The following is a 19,683-nucleotide window of genomic DNA, read 5'->3' on the forward strand; positions in this document are numbered from 1 at the left end:
AGAGATACGAGACGTCTCATGGCCGTCTGGACTGCTATGACCGGGATCGCGGCACCTGGCGGCCAAACGAGACACACGGACGAGCGCTCTTTCCGACGGGTCGTCGAGGCGTCAGAGATCGATTGGTCCAGGGGAAGGAACTTCCATCGGCAATCCGCCGTCAAGGATTCGCTCGACCATGCCGATCGCACGATCGGGGAGACCGTCACCCGGATAGAAATCCCCGTAGTGCTCCTCAGCCTCCTCCAGCGCGGTGACACCGCAGAGGGCGAGGAGCGCTTCCTTCGAGGCGACTTGGATGACGACGCCGTCGCGGTCGTAGATCGTCTTCCACTCGATGGCTCTCCGCCCGAACGTGGGCGCCGAATCCGCATATTCCACCGCGAAGTTGAACCAGCCGTCGCTCCACCCGCGTCTATCCCCCACGCGCGAGGCCGCGGCGAGGACAGCGTCGTCACTTCCGGGCTGGATGTGAAGGCAATCGAGGTCTCCGGTAGTGCGCCGGTCGAAGTACCTGAGGACGAGCGCGGCACCGCCGACCAGGCGTATGCCTGCGACTTCACCGGCCGCATGGAGCTCGCCCACAAGGTCGCGGAGACCGGAGATGATGTCGTCGCGATCGAGCGCATCGCCCATCAGACGCTCGCCAGCGTATCTCGCCAGACAAGGACGCCACGCTCGAGGAACTCGTCGGGCACATCTCCCGGCGCCGGGATCGGGTCGGCAGGATCGACGTCCAGAGTGCGAAGCGTTGCGACACGTCGGCTCGGGGCTTCAACCCACGCCGGAGCGGGGAGCCCCTCTTCGCTGAGGCGCAGATCGACCACAGCAGCCAGGGCGGCATCCCAGGCACGGTCCCCGGTCAGCTCGGGCTCGGCGAGGCCGAGCACTCCGCGCACAAGGCCATGCTCGGCGACGAGGTTGTCGCTTAGCTGGATGAGCTCTCGGAGAGCGCTGTACTTGTCGCCCGCACGCAGGTGTCCGCGGATCGCTGCCGCGATGGTCGCCGCGTCATCGCGCCGCGTGGGGGCGGAGTACAGGCGATGACCCGCACTGCTGAGAAATCTTTCGATGGTGCTGAACTCAGCCTCGCGGCCGCCTTCAACTCGTGAGACTCGACCCTGGTCGACGTTGGTTCGTTGGGCGAGATCCTTCTGAGTGAGGCCACGGCTCTTTCGTGCAGCGCGCACGAGCACTGAAGCATTAGTTCTCTTCTAGCCGAACAGATCGTCGATTGAGCGTTCCGCGAGCAATAGTGGACGTCCGACGACCATCCGTAGTGTCCCTCGTCTGCGATACGGTGTGCGCATGCAGAAGATGAGCGAGCGGACGGGTCTCATCGTGCGAATCGTCGTCGTCGGAGTCGCCGCAGCCGTAGCTGGCGCGCTCGTTCGCGGCTTGCTCCCGCCATTCGTGCTCGACGATCCATTCTGGCGCGACTTCTGGTCCGGACCTCCGGCCGCTGGCTTGTTCGCGATCGTCGCCGCGGTGATCGCATTCTTCCCTGCCTACAGGTCGACACGCATCGTGCGGGAGAACGCAGCTCGCGAGCAGTGGTGGAACCGCGCAGAGTGGGCACTGGGGCAGGCCGTTTCGGATAGGCAAGCCGACCGCGAGGTGGCGAACTCGGCACTGGTGGCGCTGTCTGAACAGGCCACGGAGATGGAAGCCAAGATGCTCTTCAGGGTCATCGAGAATCTCCAGGGGGCGTCTGTCGTAGACAACAGCCCGAAACGAGCGGAGAATGGAATGAAAAGGAGGTGGCCGTCGTGGAGAAGAAAAAGCTGACGAGCAGCCTGCAGCGTCGGATCGCCGCCGGCAAGGCTGAACCGATCAGCGATCTCGAGCGCGAACAGCTCGAGCAGTTGCGCGCGATCTACGTCCGCCGATTCGGCAAAGAGCCGGATGCTCAGCGTGACGAGCAGTTGATCGCATAGGCCGATCGCAGCACCTCCGGCTCGGGCGCCCTCCGGCTCGGACTCCGCATCCCGCATGCATTTCACCAAGAACGGGGTCCAGGGGTAGAGAAGCCCCCCGACATTCTAAGGACGAAGAAGTGCCCTGGTGGGGTGACGTGCACTCCCACCAGGGCACCATAAGCCGGAGCCTCGCTACTCCTTCGGGCTGTGCGCCCATTGAGGACGGACGAACCACGCCACGTAGGCGCTGGCCGCGAAGAGCGCTCCGAGCACCGCGAGGATCCACGGTTAAATCGTCACTTCCGGGTCCAGCGCCGTGTGATGTCCAGCACGAATGTGGCGTTGCTCGGCTGCACAAAGCCCGCGCCGATGATTGGGAAGGTCACTGACTTCACTCCGGCCTGGTCAACGAAGTCCATGGACGTCTGGAGCTCGATACCGGTGGTCGACATCTGCGTCGAGACGCTGGCCACAAGTTCGGTCGATGCCGCCTGATCGAGCAGGACCATCTCCGGTTCCGCCTCGTTCCCCGTCGGGGCCCCGATTTCGCCGGTTACACGTATCGTGACCATCGTCGGAAGGGTTAGACAAGACTCGGACACCCTTCATGGACTGGTGATCCAGCGCAATGCCGCAACGGTGACGGCGTGATCGATAAACGCTGTTCGTCGGGGCAGTAGACCCGCGATAGTCACCGGTGGGGTGGGGCTACAGCCCCTGCCACTCCGGCTTGTTCGCGAACGTGTAGCGGTAGTAGTCCGCAAGCTTCAGCTTCGAGGCCGCAGCCTTGTCCACGATGACCGTGACGTGCTCGTGTAGCTGAATTGCGGAACCGGGCAGGATCGCGCTGACTGGCCCTTCGACGGCAGCCGCCACGGCCTGCGCCTTGCCCTCACCGAAGGCGAGGAGCACCAGGTGACGCGCTCGCAGGATCGTGCCGAGTCCCTGCGTGATGCAGTGCATGGGCACGTCGTCGATCGAGTCGAAGAAGCGCGCGTTGTCTTTACGAGTCTGCTCGGTGAGCGTCTTGACGCGCGTACGCGAGGCAAACGACGAGCCGGGCTCGTTGAAACCGATATGCCCGTCGGTGCCGATGCCGAGGATCTGCAGGTCGACACCGCCGGCGGCCTCGATCGCCGCTTCATAGTCGGCGCCGGCGTGCTCTACGCCAGCGGTCGCACCGTTGGGCGTGCGGATCTGCTCGGGGTTCAGCCCCAGCGGCTCGACGACCTCGCGGGTGATCACCGAACGGTAGCTCTCCGGGTGGCTCGGGTCGATGCCGACGTACTCATCCAGCGCGAAGCCACGCACCTGTGAAACATCGGTGCCGGCAAGACGTCCGTGGAGTGCCTGGTAGACCGGCAGCGGCGTCGAGCCAGTGGCAAGGCCCAGCACGGCGTCGGGACGGCTCGCGATGAGCCGCACAATCTCATCCGCAACCAGTGCGCCTGCTGCGGCGGCGTTCTCGACGATGACGACTTCAGCCATGGACGGCGATCTCCTCTTCAGGGGTGTGCACACCAACCAGCGCGGCGCCGAGAGCAGCTGCAGGAAAACCGGAAGGAAGCAGTTCAATTCTCTCATCGAGGTGCAGCGAGCGAAGGAACGGCGATGCGCTCGCGTCCGCGATCAGAGCGGTGCGGATGCCGTCGCCGAGGCGGTCACCGAGCGCGGTGAGCCCTCCCCCGATGACGACCGTCTCAACATCAGCACCAAGCACGAGGATGCGCACCGCGGCCGCAGCACCGCGGGCAAGGTCGGCACGTAGCAGCATCGCTTCGGCGTCGCCACGGTCTGCCGCGTCGAAGATGTCGAGTACGGGGTACACGGCCGGCCGGCCCCAGGCGCGGGCAAGCGCCCCACCGCCGCAGAGCGTCTCGATGCAGCCACGCTGCCCGCAGCCGCACACGCGTCCGTTCGGGTCGACCGAGATGTGGCCGACCTCCCCGGCCGTGCCGCGCGCGCCGCGCCAGAGAACCCCGTCGACCACGATGCCGGCAGCGACGCCGGTACCGAGATTCAGGAAGGCCATCGACTTGCCGCTCAGATCTCCACGAATCGCGGCCGCGCCAAGGGTCGCCGCCTTCACGTCGTTCTCCACGATGACGGGAACGCCGAGTAGGCCCGCCGCTCGCGAGGCAAGATCCAGCGATTCGACGCCGAGATTCACGGCATGCAGCACCCGGCCGGTCGCAGTGTCGACGAGGCCGGGAATTCCTATGCCCACGCTGAGCACATCGGCCTTCGCGAACCCGACTTCGGCCTGTAGGTCGCGCACGCTCTCCACAACGCCGGCGACGACTGCCTCGTCGCCCTGCCCTGAATTCCGGCGGATGCGGCCGACGATCTCGCCGGCGACAGTCACCGCGACGGCATCGGTCTTGGTACCGCCGATGTCCAGGCCCACGCGAATAGGCCGACCGCTCAGGTCGGCCGGAGTCACCGGTGCCACTATGAAACTCCCAGCTGACCGGAGAGCACCATGACCGCGGCTCCGCGGAGCACGATGTCGTCTTGGCGAGTGAGCCGGATCACGACATCATCAAAGACTCCCTCAAGAGTCCGCTGCCGAAGTGTCACGGTAGCCGCATCGATGAAAGTGCCTTCGAGGAGGTCACCGGGGCCAGCAAGCACGACCTCTGACAGATCGAGCGCCGTGACGATTGGTGCGATCCCTATAGCCAGGCGAGCGCCTGCGTCGCGCAGGATCTCTTCCCTGGCGTCAGGACGAGCGTCGATCTCGTCGCGCAGTCGTTTGGCGCTCAGCCATGCTTCCAGACAGCCATCCTTGCCACAGACGCACCGCGGTCCCCCGTCATTGCCAACAACGACGTGACCGATCTCGCCTGCCGCGAAACGGCTCCCGAGCATCGGCTGGCTTCCAGAGATGAGACCGGCACCGACACCGACACCGACCTTGATCAGAATGAAATCGGCCCTGGCGTCGCCAAAGGTGTACTCGGCGAGCGCAGCGGCATTCGCGTCGTTGCGCGCAAGCACGGGCAGGTCAAGGTCGTGGCCCAGCTTCGACTCGAGGGCGAAGTTCGCCCAACCGAGGTTCGGAGATTTGAGCACGACGCCGTCAGGGCGCACCACACCGGGTGTGCCGACGCCGACACCCAGCAGCGCGGCTGTGGATGCTGCGACGAGCTTGCGGCTGAGCGCAAGGACAGCGGAGTACGCTGCCTCTCCGTCAGGCTGCGCGGGGCGTGCGATCTCGCGCCGTTCCAGCACATCACCGTCGAGGCTGAGCACCGCACCGCGGAACACTTTGGTGTCAGAGAGATCGAGGCCGACGATCTGGTGGCCGAGGCGGTCGATGTCGATGAGGATCGCCGGCTTGCCCGGACCGGAGGTCTCACGCACTCCGAGTTCGATGACGATGCCGTCTGCGATGAACTCTGCGACAAGATCGGAAATCGTGACACGGGTGAGGCCCGTCTCACGGGAGAGGTCGGCCCTACTCATCGAGCCGGCGTGGTAGAGCGTCTGCAGCACGAGTGCCCGGTTGTGTCCACGGGCGTGCTCGGGGAGCACCTTGGACCGTGAGCGAAGGTGCCTCGAAGGCCCGAAGGCGTGCGAATTGGCACCGGCGTAGTCGACCGGTGTGGATTGATGCAGCTCATCCGAATCGGACATATTTGTTAGTAGACCTTACGAACAAAAATTCCGCAACCTCTGCTCCCCACCCGAGTGGGAGGGTTACCGAACCGTTACATTAGCCGTCGCGGTGTTCCGACGACTCCCGTAAAGAGGCAGGAAGACCCTCGACGAGTGCAGCCACGATCTGCTCACGAGCCTGAGTTGTCATCGGCTTTCCGGGGATGCCTGGTCGCCGTTGATCGGGTGCTGGCCCATCGAGAGGACGATATCGCACACCTGCCGCCCGGAGTCGCCGCAGGTGCGCGTCGAGCCGGCGCAGGAACGCGGCGCTCTCCCCCGGCTCGCCGCCCAGCCATAGCCGTTCAGCGATAGCGCTAAGCCGCGGGAACATCGCGAAATTCACACGGTCCAGTGTCGGCAGATGCTCGGTCCAGACGTTCGCCTGGCCGCCCACGACGCCGTCAGGCAGGCGCAGCGTGTACGCGTCCTCGACAGAAAGCGGCGGACCGACCGGGACCGGCTCGTCGTCGGATTCGGACTGCCGGTAGTCCAGATAGGTCTCGAGATCGGGGCACCCGACGACGGGGATGCCGCGGCGGATGGCCTCCCTGAGTGCGACCGACCCACGCCAGGCGAGGATGCGCACGCCGTCGGGTACGTCCCCCTCAAGCACCTCGTCCCAAGCGAGCGCCGTGCGGCCACGCGAGCGCACATGCTCGACGAATTGGGCAGTGAACCAGGGCTGCACATCATTCGGTGCGGCGAGCCCGAGCTCGCGCATCCGGTCAGCGGCTGCACCGCTCTCGGCCCACTCCGTGGTCGGAACCTCGTCGCCGCCGATGCCGATCCACGGCGACGGGAAGATCTCGCACAGCGCATCGATCGCTGCCCGGCCAAAGGAGAGTGACGCCTCGGTTGGCGCCAGCGTGCGCGAGTTCACACCGAAGCGCTCCCAGGGCGACGTCACGAGTTCTGTCGCATCGGTGTTGCCGAGTTCGGGGTACGCAGCGAGCGCCGCCTGCACATGACCGGGCAGCTCAACCTCGGGCACGAGGGTGATGAAGCGCTCGGACGCGTACTCGACCAGCGAATGCAACTCGGCCGCGGTGTAGTACCCCTCATGTACGCCGGGTTCGACGGTTGCGAGCGGGCCGTGACCGCGCTGCGTGGCCTCCCGGCGGGCACCGACTTCGGTGAGCCGCGGATAGCCGGGTACCTCGAAGCGCCAGCCTTGGTCGTCAGTGAGATGCAGGTGCAGCACGTTCAACTGGTGGAGTGCGAGCAGATCGATCAGGCGACGGATGTCATCGGCCGGACGGAAGTGGCGAGCGACGTCGAGCATCACACCGCGCCATCCGTATGCGGGCGCGCCGTGCCATCCGCCCGCGGGGATATGGACGACGCTCTCATCCGAAACGCTTTCCGGCGGACGCAACTGCCGCAGCGCGGTAATGCCGCGGAAGACGCCTTCCTGGCTTGCTCCCCGCACTTCGACACCGGCGGCCTCAACCGTGATGCGGAATGCCTCGGCGCCCACGCGGCCGTCGGCGTCGACCGCAGCACCGACCTCGGGGTCGAGCGTGAGAGTGATCATCGGTGCAGCGGATGCCTCACCGCTGTGCACTGAAATCGCCCCTCGAAGCGAACCCGCGATGGCAGCGAGCTCGTCCGGCGCATGCACGGCGGTCGCTGGTGTCCAGACGAACGGTGCCGCGGCAGCGTCGATATGTCCTTCGATCAACGGCACCGTTGCCCGGTGGGCGGGCGGCGGCATCCGCAGGGCCTGCCCGGGAGTCGCGCCGGTGACCGCGCCCGCCTCGATCGCCGCAACACCGGCGACGAGCACATCGACGACGCCGACCGGTTCGGCACGCGGCGCGTCGAACGTCGCACCGGCGGCTACCCGATCGGGGTCGAACAGCACAAGATCAGCGGTGGCACCCTCGCGGATCACACCGCGCGGTGCATCACCGCGGTTCAGTCCGAGGCGAGCGGCGGGTGTGCCGGAGAGATGCCGGACGGCGTCTTCGAGGGTGAGTATGCCGAGCTCGCGCACGTAGTGGCCGAGATAGTGGGCGAACGCGCCGAAACCGCGCGGATGCGGCTTCGCGCCGACGAGGATGCCGTCGCTGCCGCCGGTGTGCCGCTCGTGCTGCATGATCGCACGCACGTTGTCCTCGTCACCGATGTGCATCAGGATGCCGGTGGCCCCGGCATCCGCGATGATCGTGTCGAGCACCACGTCGACCGCGCGTTTGCCCTCAGCGTCGGCGATCTGGGCGACCGTCCGCCCGATGAGGGATGCGAGTGCCGAGTTTGCGGTGCCGACGATCTCGATCGTCGACCAGTCCGCCCGCTCGCCGTGAAAGCCATCGCAGCCGACATCCTCAAGCTCGACGCGCACCCGTTCGCGATCTTCAGCGTCGAGTGTGCGGAGGGCGGCGATGAGGTCGCCGCCCTGAGCAAGCCTGCTCGGCAGCAACGCAGCCAGCGTGGTCGCACCGGGCAGGTAGGGATATGTGTCGAGCGTGACATCGACGCCGTCGGCGATGGCTTCATCGACGAGCGCGAGCAGCTCGGCTGCACGTCCCCGGTTGGGTGCGAAGTTCATGGTGGCGTGCGTGAGATGGATGGGGCATCCGGTGCGTCGCCCGATGTCGAGCACCTCCCGGTAAGCCTCCAGCGCTCCCCCGCCATAGCTGCGGGTGTGCGGCGCCCAATACCCGCCGCGCTCGGCCACGACACGGCAGAGCGCCTCGAGTTCGGCCGTGGAGGCATACATGCCCGGCGTATAGGTGAGCCCGCTCGACATACCGAATGCGCCCGCATCGAGGGCAGCGCCGAGCAGTGCGGCCATCTGCCTCATCTCGGCGCGGGTCGCCGCCCGGTTCTCGTTGCCGACAGTCATCATTCGCAGATTGCCCTGCGGCACGAGCACCGCCACGTGTGCGGCTGTCGCAGCGTCGACCGCCGTGAGAAGGTCGTCCATCGTGCGCCATGGGATGTCGTAGGGCAGGCCGTTCCAGCCCGCAATCTGCGCCGGGATGACGGATGCCGTGGCATCATCCAGTGGCGCGTAGCCCAGCCCGTCCTGCCCGATGACCTCGGTCGTCACGCCCTGTCGAATCTTGGCCAGGTGGGAGGCGCCCTCCAGCACTGCCAGATCGCTGTGCGCGTGCATGTCGATGAAGCCGGGCGCGAGGATGAGCCCTCGCGCATTCACCTCGACGGCACCCTCCGGCAGTTCGAGGATCCGCTCATCTTCAGGCCGGAGAATCAGCGCGATCCGCGCGCCCTCGACTGCGACATCCGCGCCATACCGCGCAGCGCCGGTACCGTCTACGACGGTGGCGCCGCGGTAGATGCGCACGCGTCCGGCGGCGGCATGCTCGGCGCTCAGAAGCACGTCGCCACCGCGCCGATCACGCGCGGGTCATCCGCGTCAGGATCGTCGATCAGTGGAATGACTCGCCACTTGTCGAAGGCCGTACAGGGGTGCGAGAGTCCGAGACGCACGACGTCACCCAGACGCGCTTGTGCACCTGGAGCGAGCTTCAGAAAGGCGTGCTGGTCATTCAGTGCGGTTATCTCGCCTGCGACCGTCTGCGGGATGGGCAGTCCGAGGTCGAAGGGCACATCTCGCCGACCGGCATCCAGCAGCGCAAGGCGCTCCTCCGGCTGCGAGACGACGCGCGCCCAGGCGTGCATGGCTGATCGCAGCGGCGCGGTGCCGGTGATCTGCCCGAACGGGGACATCCGCGAATAAAAGCCGTCATCGTGGATCTGGAACGCCCCTGACCGCAGCACGATCTCAGCTTCGTCTCGTAGTGGCGCGAGCACGGCGGCTGCACGTTCGGGAAACGCGCTGCCCCCGGCTGTGAGTACCGGACGGATTCCTGCCGGATACGACAGTCGATGATGCAAATCGACGATCGTGCTCAGGTAGTCATCCACGGCGCGCACCGAGAGCTCGCTGCGGTCGGGGCCGAACGGCCCCTCGTACCCGCCGACGCCGGCGAGACGGAGCCCTGGAGCGTGTGTGATCGCCTGAGCGATCCGTTCCCCCTCCTCGACGGTGCGGGCTCCCGTTCTTCCGCCGGTTCCGCCCATTTCGACGAGAACGTCGAGCGGATGCTGCGAGTCGGTGACCGCGCTCGCGAGCAGTTCTACAGCCTCGACCGCATCGACCCAGGTCAGTACCTGCAGGTCTGTGGATGCTGCGAGTTGCTCGCCGAGACGGGCTGCGGCAGCGGCATCCGTCACTGCGTTCGCGATCAGCACCCGGCGCACACCGGCATCGATCGCAACGGATGCCTGCCAGGCCGTGGCGACGGTGATCGCCCACGCCCCGGCATCGAGCAGCCGCTGCCACAGAGCAGGAGCCATCGTGGTCTTTCCATGAGGGGCCAACACAACCCCCTGCGCGGCGGCCCAGTCGAAGACGACGCGTTCATTGTGCGTGAGCGCGGCCTCGTGCACGGTCATGACGGGGGTGCCGAATTCCGAGAGCCGCATTCCCGCCGCAGGCACGTCGGAGAGTCGGAGACCGTGCGAGCGAGCGGGGAACGCCTTCGCCCACGGCCCGAGAACGGGATCCGGAATTCTTAGCGGCATGCGACCAGGCTACTAACCTGGTCGCATGAGCTTGAAGACCCGAGTCACCACCGATGCTGCACCGGCCCCCGCGCACACGTTCTCGCAGGGCGTCCGCAAAGGCCCGTTCGTCCAGGTCTCCGGCCAGGGACCGGTCGATCCGGTGTCCGGCGAGTACCTGTTCCCCGGTGATGTCGCCGCCCAGACCACCCGCACCCTGGAGAACGTCAAGGCGATCGTCGAAGCGTCGGGGGCGAGTTTCGACGACGTCGTGATGTTGCGCGTCTACCTCACGCAGCGGTCGGATTTCGCGAGCATGAATGACGCATACGGCGAGTTCGTTAGCGCGCACACGCCCAGCGGCGTACTCCCGTCGCGCACCACGGTCTTCACCGGTCTGCCCCGCGAAGAGATGCTCGTCGAGATCGACGGCATCGCCATCATCACGGATTGACGCTGAGCCGCCCTCATCCCCGTGGGCAGCGCTCCCCATCCGCGTTGACATCTGAGGTGTGTTTGACTAGTCGCCGACCGGAGAATCGCACCGCAGTTTGTGGTGCCACCATTGAGGGGAAACCACATGAATCGTCGTATCGCAGCCTGGACGATCGCAACCGTCGCCGTCCTGGGTCTCACTGCATGTTCTGGCTCGCCCAGCAGCACTGACGACACCTCTGGAGACGCCGCTCCCGTTGAGGAGGCAAAGTCAGACCAGTCGGTCAAGGATGCCTGCGCCATCGTCATCCCTGAGTTGTCAGAGGCCAGCACCGCTATGGGCGAAATCGACCCGACTGCCGCGGGCGCTGATCCTCAGGCCACCGTTGACCAGTTCAACAGTTTCGTCGATGTGCTCGGCGGGACCATCGACAAGGTCTCCAACTCGGAGGTCAAGGACGCCACGACCGCTGTGTACGACGACTTCGTCTCGCTCAGCGAGGTTATGTCGAAGGTCCTGGTCGATCAGGACGTTGCGGCCGCATCAGACCTCAGCACGATCACCACCGATATGACCGAGTCGGCCACAGCACTGCAGGAACTCTGCAGCTGAGCAGCCTCAGATTCTTCGAAAACCCCGTGGCCTAATAGTCACGGGGTTTTCGTCTGTCTGGGCCTCTGGCCAACCGTTGCCGCGCTGTTACCGGGGACACCGTATGATAGTGGGGTATGTCGCGTTGATATCACGGGGGTGAATTGGTGACTGATCTCATTGCCGCACCAGGTGCAGACACTGCGCAGACCACGGTCGTCACAGCAGCGTTGCCGCCGAACGATGGCGGACGTTCTGTCGAATGGGCTCCGCGCGAGCCCGCTCCAAAGAAGCGTCACGTAGGCCTGTGGGTCGGCCTCGGTGTCGGTGCGCTGTTGGTCGCCGCTGGTGCCGCGTCCCTTTTCCTCATCGCTCCTGGCACGACGATCGCCGGAGTTCAGGTCGGCGGATTGACGCCAGGCGCGGCCACCGATGTTGTCAACTCGCATCTCGCAAACCTCGAGATCACCATCACCGATATCGGCGATGAGCAGGTCATCACTGGCGCCGACCTCGGTGCGACGATCGATGCGCGCTCCCTCGCCGACGAGGCCTTCGCCTCGAGCCCGATGTGGAACCTCGGTGCGTGGATGCCCGCGCCCATCCCCGGCGCGATCACCCTCGACGCAACCGTCGCCACTGACACGTTGCGCGCGCTGATTCCAGGCAGCTTCACGGACGCCATCGACGCAGGCGTCGTGTTCGACGCAGCCACCGCGGCATATGTGACCACCGCCGCTGTTCCCGGAACCGGCATCAACCTCGAAGACCTGACCACCGCGGTGACGACGGCCCTCGCTGATGGCGGCAGCACTCTGAACTACTCCGGCGCGCCCGCTGAGGCGCCCGCTGCGGTCAGTGACGACGAGGCGGCGAGCACCGCTGAATCGCTGAACACCATGCTCGGATCCATCGGCTTCTACGTCGGTGAAGAGCGTACGGTTCCCGTCGCTCCGGAGGTCGCTGCGACGTGGCTCGAGGTCGTCGACGAGAACGGCGAGCTCGCCGTCACCGCCAACGCGCCTGCGATTCAGGCCGTCGTAGACACCCTCCCCGCAGCCGTGAACCGTGCCGCGATCAAAGCCGAGGTCGTCACCAACTCCTCCGGCGATGTGCTCCGCACCCTCACCGAGGGTGTCACCGGGCGAGAGCTCGGCGACGTCAGCGACACGGCATCCACCTTCGCCCAGCAGCTTGAGAACGGCAACGCCGCATACGAGCTCAACATCAACGAGACCGCGTTCGAGACGACTGCACTGTTCCGCCGCATTGATCTCAACCTCAGCACGCAGACGGCGACACTGTACGAGAACGAAGCCGTGGTGCAGTCCTGGCTGATCTCGTCCGGCACGAACGCGACTCCGACGCCGACTGGGAACTTCACAGTGTTCGGCTACTCGCGCATCCAGGACATGGTCGGCAACGATTACGTCACCGAAGATGTGCCGTGGAACACCTGGTTCGCCCCTGACATCGCCTTCCACGGCGCGTACTGGCACAACAACTTCGGCCAGCAGATGAGCCACGGTTGCGTGAACATGCCCGTGTGGCAGGCCGAGTACGTCTACGAGTGGACCACTACGGGCACCGAGGTCGCTGTCCACTGGTGATCCCCGCCTCATCGGGCTGAGCACGACCACACGGAACCAAGCCGTGAAACGCAAGTGGGGCGGATGCCGCAGCATCCGCCCCACTTGTCGTTCAGCGCTTACAGTGCGTCGATGATCCCGTTCAGAGTCGTCGACGGACGCATGATCTTCGCGACCTTGGCAACATCGGGGCGGTAGTACCCGCCGATGTCGACTGCGCTGCCCTGGACGGCGGCGAGCTCGGCGATGATCTCCTGCTCCTTGCCCGCGAGGTCTGCAGCGATCGGACCGAAGGCCGCTGCGAGTTCGGCATCCTTCGTCTGCGCAGCCAGCTCTTGTGCCCAGTACAGGCCCAGGTAGAAGTGGCTGCCACGGTTGTCGATCGAGCCGAGCTTGCGGCCGGGAGAGCGGTCCTCTTCGAGGAACGTTCCGGTCGCAGCATCCAGCGTCTCGGCGAGAACGCGAGCCTTCTCGTTACCGGTGCGGTCGGCGAAGTGCTCGAGCGAGGCAGCCAGCGCGAAGAACTCGCCCAGCGAGTCCCAACGCAGGTAGTTCTCCTCGACGAGCTGCTGCACGTGCTTCGGAGCCGATCCACCGGCACCGGTCTCGAACAGGCCGCCGCCGGCGAGCAGCGGGACGATCGAGAGCATCTTGGCGCTCGTGCCGACCTCGAGGATCGGGAACAGGTCAGTCAGGTAGTCACGCAGCACGTTGCCGGTCACCGAGATGGTGTCCAGGCCGTGGCGGAGACGTGCCAGTGTGTAGCGCGTCGCCTCCTCAGGGGCGAGGATCGAGATCTGAGCGCCCTTCGTGTCGAGCGTCGCGAGTGCCTGATGCACCTTGGCGATGAGCTGTGCGTCGTGTGCGCGGTTCAGATCGAGCCAGAACACGGCAGGAGCACCGGTCGCCTGCGCCCGCGAGACGGCAAGGCGAACCCAGTCGATAACCGGGATGTGCTTGGTCTGCGTTGCACGCCAGATGTCGCCAGCACCGACCTCGTGCTCGATGACCACGGTGCCTTCACCGTCGACGACCTCGACGCGTCCGGCAGTTGCAATCTCGAACGTCTTGTCGTGGCTGCCGTACTCCTCAGCAGCCTGGGCCATCAGGCCCACGTTCGGCACGGTGCCGATCGTTGCCGGGTTGAGCGGGCCGTTCGCGATCACGTCGTCGAGGACTGCCTGGTAGACGCCTGCGTAGGAGGAGTCCGGAATGACAGCCAGCGTGTCATCCTCGCCACCATCGATGCCCCACAGCTTGCCGCCGTTGCGGACGAGCGCAGGCATCGAGGCATCCACGATGACATCAGAGGGAACGTGCAGGTTGGTGGTGCCCTTGTCAGAGTTGACGTACGAAAGGCGTGCGCCGTTCTCGATCGACTTCGCAAACGCCTGGGCGATTTTTGCGCCACCTTCGACATCGGCAAGGCCGGTGAGGATCGAGCCCAGTCCGTCGTTGGCGTTGAGGCCGGCAGCAGCCAGCTGATCGCCGAAGCGAGCAAACACATCAGCGAAGAAAGTCTTCACGACGTGACCGAAGATGATCGGGTCTGAGACCTTCATCATCGTCGCCTTCAGGTGCACCGAATACAGCACATCTTCGGCCTTCGCCGTCTCGATCGTCTCAGCAAGGAACGCGTCAAGAGCGGATGCCGAGAGGAACGTCGCGTCGATGATCTCACGCGGCAGCACCTTGAGGTTGTCCTTGAGTACGGTGACTGTGCCGTCTTCGGCGGTGTGACGAATCGTCAGAACGTCGTCGTGAGCGGCGATCCAGCTCTTCTCGTTGTGCTTGAAGTCGTCCTGCGTCATCGTGGCGACGCGGGTCTTCGAGCCCTCGGGGAACGGCTTGTTCGTGTGCGGGTGCTTCTTGGCATAGTTCTTCACGGCAAGCGGGGCGCGACGATCGCTGTTGCCTTCGCGCAGCACCGGGTTCACCGCCGACCCCTTGATGCGGTCGTAGCGGGCGCGGATGTCCTTCTCCTCCAGCGAGGATGGCTCATCCGGGAAGCTCGGGACGTCGTATCCCTGACCCTGCAGTTCGGCGATGGCCGCCTTCAGCTGAGGAATGGATGCCGAAATGTTCGGCAGCTTGATGATGTTGGCCTCGGGGAGCGTGGCAAGACCGCCAAGCTCAGCGAGTGCGTCGGACACTTCCTGGTCGGCGCTCAGCCGCTGCGGGAACGCCGCAAGGATGCGCCCGGCCAGCGAGATGTCGCGGGTTTCGATCTCGATTCCGGCCTGGCCGGCGAAGGCCTGGACGATCGGAAGGAACGATGCGGTGGCCAGAGCCGGTGCCTCGTCCGTGTACGTATAGATGATGGCGTCGTCGGTCACCGGGAGATTCTCCGTTCACGAGTCAAATTTGTCTCGATACCAAGATACCTGAGTGCCCTCGATGACGTTCGCAGACATCTTTCAGCGCGAGATCTCGTTCGAGAGGTTACCCTGGGCATATGTCGGAACTGCGTGTGGTCGAACTCTCCGCTGCGACGATCGTCGCCGTGAACAATCTGTCTCTCAAGCCTGGGCAAGAGCAGTACCTCGCCCCCGTTTCTTACGGCATCGCGGCGACCGTGATCAACCCGCTGACCTCGTGGCAACGTGTGATCCTCGACGGCGATGAGGTCGTCGGCTTCGTGAGTGCCAGCTTCGATTCTGAAGCCGCCGAAGAACACTTCCGCTCGGTGTTGTGGCGAATCAACGTCGATGCGAACGACCAGGGCCGTGGCATCGGTCGTTTCACTGTGGACAGCCTTCTGGCCGAGGCGCGCACGCGCGGCATGGATCATGTTGCCGTGATCTACGAGGCCGGCGACGGCGGACCTGAGGCGTTCTTCCGCCGGGTGGGTTTCACCCCGGTCGGCGAGACGGAGTACGCAGAGGTCATCGCAGAAATTCGGCTCGCCCCCTAATAGCGGCGGCGGGGCTTCGGATCCCCTCCCCCACCGAGGCCCCGTCGCCTTCCCTTACTGACGATCGCCTGGCATTTCCTCGCATGATGCAACAAAATCGCGAATCACATGAAAGCGTGCGCGGCTGAACGATGAGTACGATGCGATTCGCCGGGATAGCTGAATCATGGCTGGAATGTCTGCCGCTCGGCGACGGCCGGCTGGGCGCCATGAGCGACGGCGGCGTGGTCACCACCACCCTGCACCTGAACGATGCGACCGCGTGGTCAGGGTCCCCGGCGAGCGAGGCTGTCGATGGCCTGTCGGATGCTGCGGAGAATGCACGCCTGCTCGCAGAGTCCCGTACGGCCATCGCGGCCGGGGACCCTGTGGGAGCTGAGGCGGCGCTGCAGGCAATGCAGACCCGCTACGCACAGTCGTATATGCCTGTAGGTGACGTCGTGATCGACGTCACGGGTGCAGATGCGGATGCTGCGCTCACCAGGGAACTTGATCTGCGTGCCGGCATCCATCGCTCTGTTGCAGACACGACGCGCACGACGACGTTCATCACCGCAAAGCAGAGCGTGCTCGTGCACGTGATTGAGCCTGCTGCGCCGGTCACGGTACAGCTGCGATCCGCACTGCATGGTGCCGCCAGCGATTCGCCAGAAGAAGTCTCCGTCGATGCTGACACCGTCGGACTACTACTGCGCCTGCCCAGCGACGTCGCACCTGGTCACGAGCCCGATCTGCCCGGCGCACTCTGGGACACGGCCCCCGGAGCCGCGCTTCGCGCCGCGATCGGTGCACGGGTCATCCAGGAGCCGGGGCGAACCGTCGTACTCATCGCCACTGCCACCACGTTCGGCGGCCTCGGGAAGGCTCCGGTCGGCACGGCATCCGATGCGCTGGCCGAGGCTCTCGAACGAATCGAACGCGCGGCGGAGATCGGCGTCGACACACTGCGTAGCGAAACCGAACGCGCGATGGGCGCACTTCTGGGCACCGTGACGCTGTCGCTCGGATCGCCGTCTGCCGTCGCCGCAGCAACAGGAGAACGAGACACCGCCGCGCGCTTCGCCGCCGCGCGCGCCGATCCCCGTGGCGTGCTGACAAGCGACCCCGGCCTTGCTGCGCTGCTCTTCGACTACGGCCGCTACCTGCTCGTCTCCTCCTCCCGGCCCGGCGGCCTCCCGGCCAACCTGCAGGGAATCTGGAACGCTGAACTTCGCCCGCCGTGGGGCAGCGCCTACACGCTGAACATCAACACCGAGATGAACTACTGGGGTGCGCACGTCACCGACCTCAGCGCACGGGCGCAGCCACTGGCCGAGTTCACGGTCGCGCTCGCCGATACCGCGGCCTCGCACACCCATCGGCTGTACGGCGCGCCAGGGTGGACCGTGCATCACAACAGTGATGCTTGGCTGTACGCCACCGCTCCCGGACGCGGTGCGGGCGACCCGCGGTGGGCCTTCTGGCCGCTGGGCGGCGCCTGGCTGGCCAGTCTCCTCCCCCAGGCATGGGAGTTCGGAGCGGCAGATGCCGAATATCTCGAGAGCATCTGGCCCGCTCTTCGCGGCGCCGCCGAGTTCGCGCTCGACTGGCACCGAGAAGGGCAGACCTCCCCCGCGACCTCTCCGGAGAATGCCTTCCTCACACCGGACGGCAGATCGGGGTCGCTCGCCGCGACGTCAACGATGGATCTCGCGTTACTACGCGACCTGTTCGCCGCGACCGTCCAGACTGCCGAGGCTCTGGGCCGCGTCGACGACGACGTCGCGAAAGCCTCCGGCACGCGGCTTTCGGTATTGCCCGAACAGCCGGCACTTACCCCGGACGGCGCGATCGTCGAATGGGACGTTCCTCGCCCCGAAGAAGATCCGCATCACCGTCACGTCAGCGCGCTGTACGGCTTGTTCCCCGGCACGGAGCGATGGGATGAGGCGCGGCGCGCCGCCGCGACGACGACGCTCGATCGCCGAGGCGACGATTCCAGCGGCTGGTCGCTGGTGTGGAAGCTCGCACTGTGGGCGCGACTGCACCGCCCGGACAAGGTCGCCGATCTGCTGGAACTCGCCCTTCGCAGTGCAGACGACGTCTCCGGCCCGTGGGCCGGCGGACTCTACCCGAACCTGTTTGCCGCCCATCCGCCGTTCCAGATCGACGCGAACCTCGGGCTCGTCGGCGCGCTCTCCGAGGCGCTCCTGCAATCCGTCGACGGCATCCATCTCCTTCCTGCCCTTCCCGCCGCGCTCTCCACGGGCAGTGTCACCGGGCTCATCGCCCGCCCCGGCGTCATCGTGGGGCTGGAGTGGCGCGATGCGCAGCTGCTGAGCGCGACGCTGCGCGCCCGGCATCCTGCCGCCGTCGGGTCGCACCGGGTGCGCTGGCGTGGCGACACGATCATCGTCCATATCGACACGGAGCACGACACCCGCCTCGATGCTCATTCATTCCTCGCCGAGGAGGTTCATCCGTGAGGTTCACTTACGGACACTGGCAGCGGCGCGAAGACTGGTGCACTGCCACCTCCACCCAACACAATGGATGGAGCGTCGCCGCTGGCATCGACGACACTGCGATTACCGCCCTCGATGGAAAGGCACACCTCGAATGACGCTCATTACCCCGCGCGATGACTACCGCGACTCCGGCCTCGTATTTCCTGACGGCTTCACCTTCGGATCCGCCACGGCGTCATACCAGATCGAAGGTGCTGCCTCAGAGGACGGGCGCACCCCGTCGATCTGGGACACGTTCAGCCGGACCCCTGGCAAGGTCTGGAACGGCGACACCGGAGATGTGGCGTGCGATCACTACCACCGCGTCGACGAAGATCTCGATCTGATGAAGGAGCTCGGCCTCGAGGCGTACCGCTTCTCGATCGCGTGGCCCCGGATCGTGCCCACCGCATCCGGTGAGGTCAATCAGGCAGGCATCGACTTCTACTCGCGCCTCGTGGACGGGCTGCTCGAACGAGGCATCCGTCCTGTCGCGACCCTGTATCACTGGGATCTCCCGCAATACCTCGAGGATGCCGGAGGCTGGACGTCACGCGCAACGACAGACGCGTTCGAGCGCTACGCCGAGATCATGGGCACTGCGCTCGGCGATCGGGTGCACACCTGGACGACGTTGAACGAGCCCTGGTGCTCGGCGTACCTCGGGTACGGCCAGGGCGGTCATGCTCCCGGACGCACGGAGCCGGCCTCAGCGCTGTCTGCTGTGCACCATCTCAACTTGGCACACGGTCGCGGCGTGCAGGCGCTGCGCGCGACCTCCACAGGAGATCCCGACTATTCCGTGACGTTGAACTTCCACGTTCTGCGCGGCAAGGGCGACGGGGCGGCCGAGGCCATGCGTCGCGTGGATGCGCTCGCGAACCGTGCGTTCACGCATCCGCTCCTGCTCGGCGAATACCCGGCCGATCTCCTCGAAGACACCGCTGCGGTCACTGACTGGGCGTTCGTGCAGGATGGCGACCTGGAGACGATCAACCAACCGATCGATGTTCTCGGCGTGAACTACTACTCGACCGCGACGGTGCAGCTCTGGGACGGCGTCTCGGAGAAGCAGCAGAACGACGGACACAAGGGCACGTCCGCCGGCACGGCATGGCCCGGCAGCGACCGGATCGTGGAGTTCTTGGCGCAGCCAGGCCCGTACACCGCTATGGGCTGGAACATTGCCCCCGAGGGCTTGGAGGAACTGCTCGTCTCCCTCTCTGAGCAGTTCCCGAACCAGCCATTGATGGTCACCGAGAACGGCGCGGCCTTCGATGATGAGGTGGCGGAGGACGGCACTGTGCCCGACCCCGAGCGCACGGACTACCTGCGGCGGCACTTCACCGCGGCGCACCGGGCGATTGAGCGCGGCGTGGATCTCCGCGGTTACTTCGTGTGGTCGCTAATGGACAATTTCGAGTGGGGCTACGGCTACGCCAAACGGTTCGGGATCGTCCGCGTCGACTTCGACACACTGGAGCGCACGGTGAAGGATTCTGGCCACTGGTACCAGGAGTTGGTGCGGACGCGGGTTCTGCCCGAGTAGCGA

The 19,683-nt window shown here is 65.7% G+C and carries 17 protein-coding genes; 8 read left to right on the forward strand and 9 right to left on the reverse strand.

Translation table 11 applies throughout. From position 1 onward, the window contains the following. Positions 1–111: 111 nt before the first annotated feature. On the reverse strand, positions 112–636 hold the full coding sequence (locus AC1C2Q_RS03740) for a hypothetical protein (RefSeq protein ID WP_495449032.1): 525 nt from the start codon (positions 634–636) through the stop codon (positions 112–114). Next, complete coding sequence (locus AC1C2Q_RS03745) at positions 636–1,190, reverse strand: helix-turn-helix domain-containing protein (protein ID WP_495449033.1); 555 nt, start codon at positions 1,188–1,190, stop codon at positions 636–638. The genes AC1C2Q_RS03740 and AC1C2Q_RS03745 overlap by 1 nt, the downstream gene beginning before the upstream one ends. 118 nt (positions 1,191–1,308) lie before the next feature. Here AC1C2Q_RS03745 and AC1C2Q_RS03750 point away from each other — a divergent pair, with 118 nt between their 5' ends. Together AC1C2Q_RS03750 and AC1C2Q_RS03755 are read left to right on the forward strand one after the other, a co-directional pair. Next, positions 1,309–1,788, forward strand: coding sequence for a hypothetical protein (locus AC1C2Q_RS03750; protein WP_495449034.1), 480 nt, complete (start codon positions 1,309–1,311; stop codon positions 1,786–1,788). Continuing rightward, positions 1,770–1,937, forward strand: a complete 168-nt coding sequence (locus AC1C2Q_RS03755; RefSeq protein WP_495449035.1) for a hypothetical protein — start codon at positions 1,770–1,772, stop codon at positions 1,935–1,937. Before AC1C2Q_RS03750 ends, AC1C2Q_RS03755 begins: the two co-directional genes overlap by 19 nt. A gap of 278 nt (positions 1,938–2,215) precedes the next feature. On the opposite strand, the gene AC1C2Q_RS03760 is transcribed toward AC1C2Q_RS03755, so the two are convergent. The 6 genes from AC1C2Q_RS03760 to AC1C2Q_RS03785 form a co-directional block, all read right to left on the reverse strand. Further along, positions 2,216–2,491: a hypothetical protein gene (locus tag AC1C2Q_RS03760; RefSeq protein ID WP_495449036.1), complete on the reverse strand. Its 276-nt coding sequence runs from the start codon at positions 2,489–2,491 to the stop codon at positions 2,216–2,218. A gap of 136 nt (positions 2,492–2,627) precedes the next feature. Next, entirely contained in the window at positions 2,628–3,407 is a 780-nt protein-coding gene (gene nagB, locus AC1C2Q_RS03765; protein ID WP_495449037.1) for a glucosamine-6-phosphate deaminase, read from the reverse strand. Further along, positions 3,400–4,332, reverse strand: a complete 933-nt coding sequence (locus tag AC1C2Q_RS03770; RefSeq protein ID WP_495450543.1) for an ROK family protein — start codon at positions 4,330–4,332, stop codon at positions 3,400–3,402. Before AC1C2Q_RS03770 ends, nagB begins: the two co-directional genes overlap by 8 nt. A 38-nt stretch (positions 4,333–4,370) precedes the next feature. Further along, positions 4,371–5,558, reverse strand: a complete 1,188-nt coding sequence (locus tag AC1C2Q_RS03775) for an ROK family transcriptional regulator (protein WP_495449038.1) — start codon at positions 5,556–5,558, stop codon at positions 4,371–4,373. A 79-nt stretch (positions 5,559–5,637) separates the two neighbouring features. Continuing rightward, positions 5,638–8,928: a family 20 glycosylhydrolase gene (locus AC1C2Q_RS03780; protein WP_495449039.1), complete on the reverse strand. Its 3,291-nt coding sequence runs from the start codon at positions 8,926–8,928 to the stop codon at positions 5,638–5,640. Beyond that, on the reverse strand, positions 8,919–10,136 hold the full coding sequence (locus AC1C2Q_RS03785) for an alanine racemase (RefSeq protein ID WP_495449040.1): 1,218 nt from the start codon (positions 10,134–10,136) through the stop codon (positions 8,919–8,921). Before AC1C2Q_RS03785 ends, AC1C2Q_RS03780 begins: the two co-directional genes overlap by 10 nt. A 25-nt stretch (positions 10,137–10,161) precedes the next feature. On the opposite strand from AC1C2Q_RS03785, the gene AC1C2Q_RS03790 reads away from it, so the two are divergent. The 3 genes from AC1C2Q_RS03790 to AC1C2Q_RS03800 all read left to right on the forward strand — a co-directional run bounded on the left by AC1C2Q_RS03790 (position 10,162) and on the right by AC1C2Q_RS03800 (position 12,752). Then, positions 10,162–10,569: a RidA family protein gene (locus AC1C2Q_RS03790; protein ID WP_495449041.1), complete on the forward strand. Its 408-nt coding sequence runs from the start codon at positions 10,162–10,164 to the stop codon at positions 10,567–10,569. Between the two features lie 126 nt (positions 10,570–10,695). After that, positions 10,696–11,163 carry a hypothetical protein gene (locus AC1C2Q_RS03795; RefSeq protein WP_495449042.1) on the forward strand — a complete coding sequence of 156 codons (468 nt, stop codon included), beginning with the start codon at positions 10,696–10,698 and terminating at the stop codon, positions 11,161–11,163. 146 nt (positions 11,164–11,309) lie between these two features. Next, entirely contained in the window at positions 11,310–12,752 is a 1,443-nt protein-coding gene (locus tag AC1C2Q_RS03800) for a L,D-transpeptidase (protein ID WP_495449043.1), read from the forward strand. Positions 12,753–12,850: 98 nt separating this feature from the next. Here the strand turns inward: AC1C2Q_RS03800 and AC1C2Q_RS03805 are convergent, their stop codons facing one another. Further along, complete coding sequence (locus tag AC1C2Q_RS03805; RefSeq protein WP_495449044.1) at positions 12,851–15,067, reverse strand: NADP-dependent isocitrate dehydrogenase; 2,217 nt, start codon at positions 15,065–15,067, stop codon at positions 12,851–12,853. Between the two features lie 119 nt (positions 15,068–15,186). Between AC1C2Q_RS03805 and AC1C2Q_RS03810 the strand changes: the two genes are divergently transcribed. The 3 genes from AC1C2Q_RS03810 (at position 15,187) to AC1C2Q_RS03820 (ending at position 19,680) form a co-directional block, all read left to right on the forward strand. Further along, the gene (locus tag AC1C2Q_RS03810) at positions 15,187–15,645 is read left to right on the forward strand and encodes a GNAT family N-acetyltransferase (protein ID WP_495429714.1); all 459 of its coding nucleotides are present in this window, start codon (positions 15,187–15,189) and stop codon (positions 15,643–15,645) included. Between the two features lie 131 nt (positions 15,646–15,776). Continuing rightward, on the forward strand, positions 15,777–18,110 hold the full coding sequence (locus tag AC1C2Q_RS03815; protein ID WP_495449045.1) for a glycosyl hydrolase family 95 catalytic domain-containing protein: 2,334 nt from the start codon (positions 15,777–15,779) through the stop codon (positions 18,108–18,110). Between the two features lie 133 nt (positions 18,111–18,243). Further along, the gene (locus AC1C2Q_RS03820; RefSeq protein ID WP_495449046.1) at positions 18,244–19,680 is read left to right on the forward strand and encodes a GH1 family beta-glucosidase; all 1,437 of its coding nucleotides are present in this window, start codon (positions 18,244–18,246) and stop codon (positions 19,678–19,680) included. Positions 19,681–19,683: the final 3 nt, after the last annotated feature.

It is taken from the genome of Microbacterium sp. Y356 (genome assembly GCF_059445355.1).